This window comes from Saccharopolyspora sp. NPDC002686, from assembly GCF_040295745.1.
In the GTDB taxonomy this organism is placed as follows: domain Bacteria; phylum Actinomycetota; class Actinomycetes; order Mycobacteriales; family Pseudonocardiaceae; genus Saccharopolyspora; species Saccharopolyspora oryzae.
Window position 1 is genome coordinate 1 of record NZ_JBEOVY010000269.1, and the last position, 11024, is coordinate 11024.

An 11024-nucleotide genomic window follows, 5' to 3' on the forward strand; every position below is an offset into this window, starting at 1 on the left:
GCGGATCGCGCGCCGCTCGCGCGGCGGGGCGCTCCACGCCTCCGGGTGCTTGGCCAGCCAGTTGTGCCGGTACACCGCGTACGGCACGTGCAGCAGGTACACCGCCATCGCGATGGCCAGCGAGATCAGCGGGAACATGATGATCCCGGCCGCGAGCAGCGCCACCAGCACCAGCAGCGGCGCGACCGCTCGCGGCGGCACCTTGACGGTCTTCAGCGACAGCGTGGGAACCCGGCTGACGGCGAGCGCGGCGACCAGCACCAGCCAGATCATCACCACGTTCTGGTCCGCCCACCAGCCTTCGTAGCCGAAGTGCGCGGTGAGGGTGATCGGCAGCAGCGCGAGCAGCCCGGCCGCCGGGGCGGGCACGCCGACGAAGAACTCCTTGGCGTACGGCGGCTGCTCGGCGTCGTCCAGCAGTGTGTTGAACCGCGCGAGGCGCAGCACCATGCACACCGCGAAGATCAGCGCGGCGATCCAGCCGAGCCGGTTGTCCTGCAGCTGCCAGGCGTAGAGCGTCAGCGCCGGGGCGACGCCGAAGGACATCGCGTCGGACAGCGAGTCCAGCTCGGCGCCCATCTTCGACGTGGCGTCGAGCAGGCGGGCGATCCGCCCGTCGAGGCCGTCGAGCACCGCGGCGACCGCGATGGCGGCGATGGCGCCGGGCAGGTTGCCGTTGAGGGCGAATTGGACCGCGGACAGCCCGGCGCACATCGCCAACACGGTGATCGCGTTGGGCAGCAGCCGGACGCCGGGGGTGGTCCGCATGCTCATGAGTTGCCCTGGGGGAGTTCGGCGAGCACCGTTTCGCCGCCGATGGTGCGCTGGCCCGGCTCCACCAGGACCCGGCTGCCGGCGGGCACGTAGAGGTCCACCCGGGAGCCGAACCGGATCAGGCCGTAGGTGCTGCCCGCGCGCACCTCCTGGCCCTCGTCGACCGAGCAGACGATGCGGCGGGCCACCAGGCCGGCGATCTGCACCACGGCCACCCGGGTGCCGTCCTCGCCGCGGATGACCATCGAGTTGCGCTCGTTGTCCTCGCTGGCCTTGTCCAGGTCGGCGGAGAGGAACTTGCCCGGCCGGTAGGCGATGGTCTCGATCCGGCCGGCGAGCGGGATGCGCTGGACGTGCACGTCGAAGATGGTCAGGAACGCGCTGATCCGGACCATCGGCTCGTCGCCGAGGCCGAGCTCGGCGGGCGGCACCGCGGGTTCGACGTGCGAGACGGTGCCGTCGGCGGGCGCCACCGCGAGTCCTGCGCGGCTGGGCGTGGTGCGCTCCGGTTCGCGGAAGAACCACGCGCACCAGGCGGTCAGCACGCCGCCGAGCACGCCCGCGGGGCGCCACTTGCGGCGCAGCAGGAGGGTTGCGGCGGCGGCGCCGAGGACGAACGGACGCCCGGCCGGGTGCATCGGCGGGATGGTGTCCCTGGCCAGCCCGGCGAGGTGGGCCAGCGGGTTCTTCTTCGGTTCTTTCGCGGTGCTCATCGAGGTGCTACGCCCCTGCTTCGGCTGGTCCATGGTGCGGCCGCGCGGTCGCTGGTCCCGCAGGTGTACGGGGCCGTTGACCGGTGCCGTGGTCGGTACAGCATCGCGGACGGCCCGGGCCAACCGACGCCAGGGGGCGCAGTTGATCAAGAACAGCCTAGCTGACCTGCGCATTTGCGCGCTGAGATGTTACCGCTCATGAGATGCCGCAGTCATCCGGCGAGTGCCGAGAAGCATCAGGGGCCGTTCGGCGCCTCCCCGTAGGCGCCGAACGACCCCTGATGTGCGGGTCCGTGCGCCCCCCGACGGCGCACGGCCCTTCAAGTGTCCGCTTCCACCGGGCAAGCAGTGGTGGATCGGAGCGGACGTCTATGAGATGCACGTGGGCGACAGTTCGTTACGCGACTTTCAGTGTAATTGAGGTCACAGAAAGTCCGTAGCCGCTTTCGGAGGACCTATCCGGGCCGTTACATGACGCGGAGTGATCAACTTGCCGCCCTCTCTCACTCGATAGCGGCAAGCGGCTCCTCGACGTTCATCCGCGCGCCCATCAGTTCCCCGAGCCCCTGGTACGGGTCGCCGTGCTCCACGCCGTCGGCGCTGCTGCGCAGCACCAGCTCCGACGCCCCGTCCACGTCGCGCACCAGTTCGTCGTCCAGCTCGGACACCGCGTACTCGTCGAGGTAGAGCTCCAGCGACAGCGACCAGCCGGCGCGCTCCTGGTCCAGCCGGGCGCTGGCCACGTCGCGGCTGTCCACCCACTGCGCGCCGGGGCGCTCGCGGAGCTCGCCGACCGGCGTCGCGGCCAGCTCGCCGAGCTGCTCCAGCTCCGCCTCGCGGAACCGGGCCAGCGTGCCGGCCAGCAGCCGCTTGGTGGTGCTCGCCGAGCTGGGCAGCAGCACCAGGCCGCGGTCGGTGACCAGCAGGTCGTAGCTGCTGCCCGCGCACTGCACCGGGCTGACGATCCCGGCCAGCTCGGGTTCCGGCTCGGCCGCCGGGCGCCGCGCGTGGTGCAGCGGCACCCCGAGGTTGACCAGCGCCCGGTGCAGACCGGGGATCAGCCGGGGATCGGCGACCGCGGGGCGCACCAGCCGGTCGGCGTCCAGCGGTTGGCCGTTGGCCAGCCGGACCGGCGACGGGCCGCCCCAGTCCAGCTCGTGGTGGGCGCGGCGAGCGCAGATCAGCGCGTCCACCGCGGTGCAGCCGAGCAGGTCGACCAGGGTGTCCTCGGCGGCCTGGTCGACGAGCTCCGGGCTCAGCCCGGGGTTGAGCACCGGGTTGATCAGGTCGCGCCCCTGGCCGCGGTGGATGGCGGCCAGCACCCCGGCGATGGACGGTTCCACCGGCAGCCCGCTCTGCTCCACCGCGGAGCTCAGCACTGCTGCCTGCTCGGCGACGTGCGCGGCACCGGCCTGCCGGGCGAGCTCCGGCCACGGCATCCGCTCGCCGAGGCCGTCGACCATCAGCCGGTCCTCCAGCTCCGGCACGCTCTTGCGCGGGCTGCGCAGCACGGCGAACGCGGGGCGCTCGTCGAGTTCGCGGTCGGCGGTCTTGAGCCGCTTCATCGCCTCGACGCGGCGGCGGGTGCGGCCGTCTGGCTCCTCGGCGATGGCCTGCTTGGCGCGCTCGGCGAGCTTCGGCTTGCGCGTCGGGTGCGACATGAAGTTGCGGAAGCCCAGCAGCACGTCCGGCGCGTGGCCGATCGAGGTGGCCATGCTCAGGTAGTCGTCGGCGTACTCGCGCCAGCCGATCTCGACGGCCACCGACTTGCGCAGGGACAGCACCGCGGTGCGGGTCCCGGCCTCCCGGACGGCGACCGCGTCGGCGGCCAGCTCCAGGTCGTCGCCGGTGGTGGCGGCGATCGCGGTGAACAACCGGGCGTAGCCGTTGAACAGCCACTTGGTCGGACCGCCGGTGAGCCCGGCCGCGGTGCGCTCGACGCTGGCCGAGGTGCGGTGGGCGAGCGCGGTCAGCTTGTTGCGACTGGTCAGGCGACCGATCTCGCGGGCCACCACGGCCCGCAGCTCGCTGACGTTGAGCGCCGCCAGCAGCGGCAGCCCGAGCTCCAGGTACCGGCCCTTGGTGCGCAGGCCGAGCAGTGCGGTGTGCTCGCGAACGGTGGCGGTCGGTTCGGAGGTGATCCGGATCTCGTCGGGTTTCGGCGCTTCAGCGGAGGTGGCGATGGATTCGGCCATCCGCCACAGCTGCGGTTGCTCGGAACGGTCCAGCGCCACCCCGCGGGGCCGCGTCCGCGAGCGCAGCACGGCGCGCCAGCCGATCGCGAACACCGCGCCGACGACCAGCGCCGCGGCGGCGGCTTTCAGCCCGCTGGTGTGGTCGTAGCGGAAGGTGACGACAGCGATCGTGAGCAGGCCGAGGACCAGCGCGATCGGGGTGACGAAGAAGGCGATGTGCAGCGCCAGTGCCAGGGCGGCGCGCCAGGGGCCACGCACTTGCAGAACTCCGGAGGGGGGTGGACGGGGGTGGTGGTGCAGTCTTCGCGAACAGCCGGGTTCAGTCAATCCAGCAACATCACGTCCACTGTGGACCCAGCGGCGAGTTCGGTGACCTGCTCCGGGATCTCGAGCAGGCAGTTCGCCTTGGCCAATCCGGCGAGCAGGTGCGAACCGGGCGCGCCCTGCAAGCTCACCGATCCGGTGGCCGGGTCGTACTGGCCGCGCCGGTACTGCCGCCGATCGGCCGGTGCGGTGAGGGATTCGGTCAGCGTCGCCCGGCGCGTCGGCCGCTGCGTGGCCAGGTGCCCGGCGGCGGCGCGCAGCGCGGGGCGCACGAAGATCTCGAACGACACCATCGCGCTGACCGGGTTGCCCGGCAGCGTCACGACGGCCACCTGGTCGCGGTAGCGGCCGCAGCCCTGCGGCATGCCCGGCTGCATCGCGACCTTGGTGAACTCGACGCCGGTCCCGGTCAGCGCGTCCTTGACCACCTCGTACGCGCCGGCGCTCACACCGCCGGAGGTGATCAGCAGGTCCGTGCTCTCCAGGTGCGGGGCGAGCGCCCGGTGGAAGGCGTCGACGTCGTCGGGCACGAAGCGCAGCAGGGTCGCCTCGCCGCCTGCCTCGCGCACCGCGGCGGCGAGCATCAGGCCGTTGGACTCGTAGATCTGGCCGGGCTCCAGCGTCGCGCCGGGCTCGACCAGCTCGGAGCCGGTGGACAGCACGAGCACCCGCACCGGGCGGTGCACCGGGAGCTGGCCCGCACCGACCGCCGCGGCCACTCCGAGCTGCGAAGCGGAGAGCGTGGTGCCCGCGGTCAGCACCGTCTCCCCGGCGGTGACGTCCTCACCGGCTCGGCGCACGTGCTGTCCCGGCTGCACCGAGGCGAACGCCAGCACCTGCTCGGTGCCGCGGTCGGTGCGCTCCACCGGGATCACCGCGTCGGCGCCCGGCGGCACCTGGGCGCCGGTCATGATCCGGTGCGCGGTTCCGGGCTGCAGCGGCGGCACGTCGACCCGGCCTGCCGGGATGTCCTCGTGGACCGGCAGCTTCACCGGCTGCTCGGAGGTGGCGCCCGCCAGGTCGACCGACCGCACCGCGTAGCCGTCCATCGCCGAGTTGTCGAACGGCGGCAGCGGGATCGGCGAGGTCAGGTCCTCGGCCAGCGCGTGGCCCAGGCAGTCCGCCAGCGGTGCGACCAGCACCGGCGTCGGCGGCAGCAGCGCCGCGACCTTCGCCTGGTGATCGGTGACCGCGGTCAGGTCGGGGGTTCCGGTTCCGTGCGACACGCCCCGATCATCGGCCATCACCACCCCCGCTGTCGCCACCGGCGTGTGAATCGACACCGGATGCCGCCGTGGCAAACTCCTCCGAGACCGTTCGGGTCGATCTCCCCGGTGCTGCCGAACCCGGTGACGTCCGCGGCCGGAGAACCTCGTGCGCGGTGCCGGGCGGGTCGAGCGGTCCCGAGACAGGAGGTATTCGTGCAGGTTCGGACTCGTCACACGCCGTCGTTCGGGGTGGCCCGGTTGATGCTGGCACCGGGCGAGCCGGTGCAGGTCGAGAGCGGTGCGATGCTCGCGACCAGCTACGGGGTGACCGTCGAAGCCCGCGCCCAGGGCGGCTTCATGAAGTCGCTCGCCCGCGCCGCGCTGGGTGGCGAGTCGTTCTTCACCTCCACCTTCACCGCGCCGCAGCAGGGCGGCTGGGTGGACGTGGCGGCGAACCTGCCCGGCGACCTCAACGTGATCGAGCTCGACGGCCGGGTCGGCTGGTGCGTCACCCGGGGCTGCTGGCTCGCCTCCGCGAGCACGGTGCAGCTGGAGACCCAGTGGGGCGGCTTCCAGAACCTCTTCGGCGGTGAGGGCGGGTTCATGAGCCACGCCGTCGGCCAGGGACCGATGGTGGTCTCCTGCTACGGCGCGCTGGACGTGGTGACCCTGCAGCCCGGCGAGTACGTCACGATCGACACGGGTCACGTGGTGGCCTACGCCGACACGGTCCAGAGCCGTTTGCGGCAGATGAACCAGGGCGTGGTGCAGTCGCTCAAGAGCGGTGAAGGTCTGGTCTTCGATTTCGCCGGTCCGGGTCAGGTCCTGACCCAAACCCGCAATCCGCGAGGACTGGTCACCTGGCTCCAGGCGAATGGCCTCGGCGCCCGGTCCTGAGCGGAACTCACCGGGAAGTGGAACGGGTCCGGCGGCTATTCGGGTGACGCCGAAAGTCAATGCCGAACAGCCGAAAGGATTGCCCGTTCCACCATCCGGCCGTCGACGCGGGAACTGCTCGACTAAATACTGTCAACAGCGAAAAGGTTGAGGCCTGCTCAGCGGGTGCGTGGCGTGCTGGGGGCTGCTGCGGCGCAAGCCGCGCGCCCATTCCATTAAACGGGGTTCGCTCTGGGCGGAATGGGCTAGTGCAGTTGGGGGAATATTCCGGCGCGATGACGGACGGTGTTCAGTTGCGGCACCCATTCGGCCCAGCGTTTAACGGAAAAGTTGCATTGCCGAACCCGCGACGAGGCCCGAATTCGGGGGTAGTGTGGCCGTTGCTCCAGCGGCGCTCGCGCCGTGCATCACTTTTCATGAGGAGGACGCCGTGGCGGTCGGCACGGTCAAATGGTTCAACTCGGAGAAGGGCTACGGATTCATCGCTGCGGACGGTGGATCTGATGTTTTCGTCCATTACTCCGCCATCAACATGTCGGGCTTCCGCACCCTTTCCGAAGGGGACCGGGTGGAATTCGAGGTCAAGGCGGGGCGCGACGGCCGCACCCAGGCGGACGGCGTCCGCAAGGTCTGACTGAGCTTCATCCGCACGGCCCGGCCCCGCCGCAGGGGCCGGGCCGTTGTGCTGGGCCTCACCAGGTCGGATCACGACCGGCTGGGTCAACCGTGAGACGAGCGTGATCTCGGCCGGTTAGGCTGCTCGGCGTGTCGGAAGACCTCACCGGGAAGCGCCTCGGCCACTACAAGATCGACGGAGTGCTCGGTCGCGGTGGCATGAGCGTGATGTACCGCGCCACCGATATCCGGCTCGGCCGCAAGGTCGCCCTCAAAGTCATGGGCGAGCACATCACCGGTGATGCCGAGTTCCGCGAGCGATTCGTCGACGAGGCGCGCAACACCTCGGCCATCGACCACGCGAACATCGTGCCGCTGTACGACTTCGGCGAGGTCGACGGCATGCTCTACATCGCGATGCGGCTGGTCGACGGCTCCGACCTGGCCAGCCTGATCAAGGACGGCCCGATCTCGCCCAAGCGCACCCTGGAGCTGCTGGCGCAGATCGCCGAAGCCCTGGACATGCTGGCCGAGCGCGGGCTGGTGCACCTCGACCTGAAGCCGGCCAACGTGCTGGTGACTTCGCGCGAGTCCGTGCACGAGCACGTCTACCTGGCCGACTTCGGCCTGACCCGGCGCGGCGCGACCGGCCACCGCACGGCCAGCGGCGACTTCCTCGGCTCGCCGACCTACGCGGCGCCCGAGCACCTGCGCGGCGAGCCGGTGGACGGCCGCACCGACCAGTACGCGCTGGCCTGCATGCTCTTCGCCTGCCTGACCGGCCGCCCGCCGTTCCAGGGCCAGGTGCAGGAGGTCATCCAGGGCCACCTCGGCGCCGAGCCGCCGCCCGCCACCTCGCTGATGGTGCTGCCCGCCGGCATCGACGAGGTGCTGCGCCGCGGCATGGCCAAGAACCCCGAGCAGCGCTTCAAGACCTGCCAGGAGCTCGTCGCCGCCGCGCGCACCGCGCTCGGGCAGGCCGCGGGCGACGCCCCGCCGCAGCCGCGCCCGGCCGCTCCGGTGCCGGGTCCGGCGCCGATGTCCGGGCCGCAGCCGGTGCAGTACCCGCCGAGCCAGCCGATCCCGGCGCAGGGCTACCGCCCGCCTTACCCGCCGCAGCAGGCGCCGCGCCCGCTGCCGCCGCCGGGCAACGACCCGGTGCGGCTGCGCCCGCCGATGCCCGCCGGTTCGTCGTCGTTCGCGACCACCTCGGGCAGCTCGGCGAAGTGGATCGTGCCGGTGCTGGTGGGTGTGGCGCTGGTCGTCATCGTGGTCGTCTTCGTTGTGATGGCCAACTCGATGGGCGGCTCCGGCAGCACCACCGACACCAGCCCGACCAGCTCGGAATCCTCGTCGTACAACAACAACGACCTGCCCACGACCGTGCCCACGGGCGACTGACGCTCAGTCGAGTCGCTTGCACTCGACTGGGGAGAGTGCTAAACACGGTATTGGCACTCACCAAGGTTGAGTGCCAGGTCGGGACGGTGAGGCCGTTCCCGGCGGTACCACCAGACGGTATCGCCGGCCGGTCGTCCGTCGCGGGCACCGAGCCTGGCCGAGCACGAGTCTTGCCGTGGGGTGCGTACCCACCGCCGCGGCGTCCAGACAGGTGGAGGACCACACCGCAATGGCCAAGATGATCGCGTTCGACGAGGACGCCCGCCGCGGTCTTGAGCGCGGCATGAACACCCTCGCCGACGCCGTCAAGGTGACGCTCGGCCCGAAGGGCCGCAACGTTGTGCTCGAGAAGAAGTGGGGCGCACCCACCATCACCAACGACGGCGTCTCCATCGCCAAGGAGATCGAGCTCGAGGACCCGTGGGAGAAGATCGGGGCCGAGCTGGTCAAGGAGGTGGCGAAGAAGACCGACGACGTCGCCGGTGACGGCACCACCACCGCCACCGTGCTGGCCCAGGCCCTGGTTCGCGAGGGCCTGCGCAACGTCGCGGCCGGCGCCAACCCGATCGCCCTGAAGCGGGGCATCGAGAAGGCCACCGAGGCGATCGCCGAGCAGCTGCTCAAGAACGCCAAGGAGATCGAGACCAAGGACCAGATCGCGGCCACCGCGGCGATCTCGGCTGGCGACCGCCAGATCGGCGAGCTGATCGCCGAGGCCATGGACAAGGTCGGCAAGGAAGGCGTCATCACCGTCGAGGAGAGCAACACCTTCGGGCTCGAGCTCGAGCTCACCGAGGGCATGCGCTTCGACAAGGGCTACATCTCGCCGTACTTCGTGACCGACTCGGAGCGGATGGAGGCGGTCCTGGAGGACCCGTACATCCTGCTGCTGAGCGGCAAGGTCTCGAACGTCAAGGACCTGCTCCCGCTGCTCGAGAAGGTCATGCAGGCCAACAAGCCGCTGCTGATCATCTCCGAGGACGTCGAGGGCGAGGCCCTGGCCACCCTGGTCGTCAACAAGATCCGCGGCACCTTCAAGTCCGTCGCCGTCAAGGCCCCGGGCTTCGGCGACCGCCGCAAGGCGATGCTGCAGGACATGGCGATCCTGACCGGCGGCCAGGTCATCAGCGAAGAGGTCGGCCTCAAGCTGGACACCGCCGACCTGAACCTGCTGGGCCGCGCCCGCAAGGTCGTCGTGACCAAGGACGAGACCACCATCGTCGAGGGCTCCGGTGACGACGAGCAGATCGCCGGCCGGGTCAACGAGATCCGCGCCGAGATCGAGCGCTCGGACTCCGACTACGACCGCGAGAAGCTGCAGGAGCGCCTGGCCAAGCTGGCCGGCGGCGTGGCCGTCATCAAGGCGGGTGCGGCGACCGAGGTCGAGCTCAAGGAGCGCAAGCACCGCATCGAGGACGCGGTCCGCAACGCCAAGGCCGCGGTCGAGGAGGGCATCGTCGCCGGTGGCGGCGTCGCCCTGCTGCAGGCCGCGCAGGCTGCCTTCGACGGCCTCAACCTCGAGGGCGACGAGGCGACCGGTGCCAAGAGCGTGAAGATCGCTGTCGAGGCCCCGCTGAAGCAGATCGCCATCAACGCCGGCCTCGAGGGCGGCGTCGTCGCGGAGAAGGTCAAGAACCTGACCTCGGGCCACGGCCTGAACGCCGCGACCGGCGAGTACGAGGACCTGGTCCAGGCCGGCGTCCTGGACCCGGCGAAGGTCACCCGTTCGGCGCTGCAGAACGCCGCTTCCATCGCCGCGCTGTTCCTGACCACCGAAGCCGTGGTCGCGGACAAGCCGGAGAAGGAGGCTGCGGGCGCAGGTGCCGCCGCCGACCCGATGGGCGGCATGGGCGGCATGATGTAAGTCCTGCCCAAGGCAACGAAGGGCCGTCCCCTCACAGGGGCGGCCCTTCGTTTTGGGGTCTTGTGGTTGCTTTGCGGGGCGGTGCGGGTGGCGGAACCTCAGACGCCGCCTGCCTGCGGGATCCCTTTTTTATGTATGACCAATACACGGCAAAAGGGCTGTCCTCGGCAGGCGACGTCTGAGAACCCGCGGCGGTGCCGGTTGCGGGGGTGGGCTATTCGCCTGGCGGCGAATACAAGATCAAGATCAAGAGCTCTGGAGCGCTCGTTCCTCGTGGTGGCGTCGGGCTGAGGTCGTGGGGTGTCGCGGTTACGGTTCCGGGGTGGGTGCTTTGCTGGAAGTCATCGCGCTGGACGCCGCTGATGTCGAGGCGGCGCAGAGCGGTGGTGCGGATCGGGTTGAGCTGTGCCGGGATCTGGACGCCGACGGGCTGACTCCCGAGCTCGCGACCGTGCGCAGCGCGCTGGCCGTCGCCGAGGTCCCGGTGCGCGTGATGGTGCGCGACCAGGCGGGTTTCGGCGCTGACGTCGACGTGTTGCGGCGGCAGGTCGGGGAGCTGCTGGAGGCCGGGGCTCGGCAGTTCGTGCTCGGGTTCCTGGACGAGCACGGTCAGGTCGACATGGGCTCCACCCGGGAGGTGGTCGCTGAGCTGGGCGGTTGTCCGTGGACCTTCCACCGGGCCGTGGACCACGCCGCCCAGTACCGGTTGGCCTGGAACCAGGCGGTCGCGCTCGGGCCGAGCAGCATCCTGACCGCAGGCGACCCCGACGGGGTCGACGAGGGCCTTGCCAACCTGCGAGAACGCGCTGAGCTGCAGGACATCGACGGGGTGGAGCTGCTCGTCGGCGGAGGCCTCCGGCAGGAGCACGTCCCGGTCCTGCGGGCGGCGGGCGTCCGCGCCTTCCACATCGGGACCGGCGCCCGGATGTCCGGCTCCGTCCTCGCCGACCGCGTCCGCTCCTGGCGAGAACTCCTGGACTCCTGAGTGGTGGGGGCGCGGCCAGGTGCCGACTCGCCGCGCTCCCCACCTTCA

At 70.8% G+C, this 11024-nt stretch carries 9 protein-coding genes; 5 read left to right on the forward strand and 4 right to left on the reverse strand.

Annotation, left to right across the window (positions count from 1 at the left end; all coding sequences use genetic code 11):
• The 4 genes from pssA to moeA all read right to left on the reverse strand — a co-directional run.
• On the reverse strand, positions 1 to 774 hold a 774-nt coding region (gene pssA / locus ABTZ89_RS28250), incomplete at its 3' end, for a CDP-diacylglycerol--serine O-phosphatidyltransferase (protein ID WP_351050240.1).
• The gene (locus ABTZ89_RS28255) at positions 771 to 1487 is read right to left on the reverse strand and encodes a phosphatidylserine decarboxylase (protein ID WP_351050243.1); all 717 of its coding nucleotides are present in this window, start codon (positions 1485 to 1487) and stop codon (positions 771 to 773) included. The genes pssA and ABTZ89_RS28255, both read right to left, overlap by 4 nt.
• A 503-nt stretch (positions 1488 to 1990) precedes the next feature.
• On the reverse strand, positions 1991 to 3940 hold the full coding sequence (locus ABTZ89_RS28260) for a M48 family metallopeptidase (protein WP_351050246.1): 1950 nt from the start codon (positions 3938 to 3940) through the stop codon (positions 1991 to 1993).
• 65 nt (positions 3941 to 4005) lie between these two features.
• Entirely contained in the window at positions 4006 to 5250 is a 1245-nt protein-coding gene (gene moeA / locus ABTZ89_RS28265; RefSeq protein WP_270952859.1) for a molybdopterin molybdotransferase MoeA, read from the reverse strand.
• Between the two features lie 177 nt (positions 5251 to 5427).
• Between moeA and ABTZ89_RS28270 the strand changes: the two genes are divergently transcribed.
• The 5 genes from ABTZ89_RS28270 to ABTZ89_RS28290 all read left to right on the forward strand — a co-directional run bounded on the left by ABTZ89_RS28270 (position 5428) and on the right by ABTZ89_RS28290 (position 10976).
• Positions 5428 to 6111 carry a TIGR00266 family protein gene (locus ABTZ89_RS28270; RefSeq protein ID WP_270952857.1) on the forward strand — a complete coding sequence of 228 codons (684 nt, stop codon included), beginning with the start codon at positions 5428 to 5430 and terminating at the stop codon, positions 6109 to 6111.
• A 430-nt stretch (positions 6112 to 6541) separates the two neighbouring features.
• Complete coding sequence (locus tag ABTZ89_RS28275; RefSeq protein ID WP_270952855.1) at positions 6542 to 6745, forward strand: cold-shock protein; 204 nt, start codon at positions 6542 to 6544, stop codon at positions 6743 to 6745.
• Positions 6746 to 6876: 131 nt separating this feature from the next.
• Positions 6877 to 8127: a protein kinase domain-containing protein gene (locus ABTZ89_RS28280; RefSeq protein WP_351050251.1), complete on the forward strand. Its 1251-nt coding sequence runs from the start codon at positions 6877 to 6879 to the stop codon at positions 8125 to 8127.
• Between the two features lie 229 nt (positions 8128 to 8356).
• Positions 8357 to 9991, forward strand: a complete 1635-nt coding sequence (groL, locus tag ABTZ89_RS28285; protein ID WP_270952853.1) for a chaperonin GroEL — start codon at positions 8357 to 8359, stop codon at positions 9989 to 9991.
• Between the two features lie 322 nt (positions 9992 to 10313).
• Complete coding sequence (locus tag ABTZ89_RS28290) at positions 10314 to 10976, forward strand: copper homeostasis protein CutC (protein WP_270952852.1); 663 nt, start codon at positions 10314 to 10316, stop codon at positions 10974 to 10976.
• Positions 10977 to 11024 lie beyond the last annotated feature (48 nt).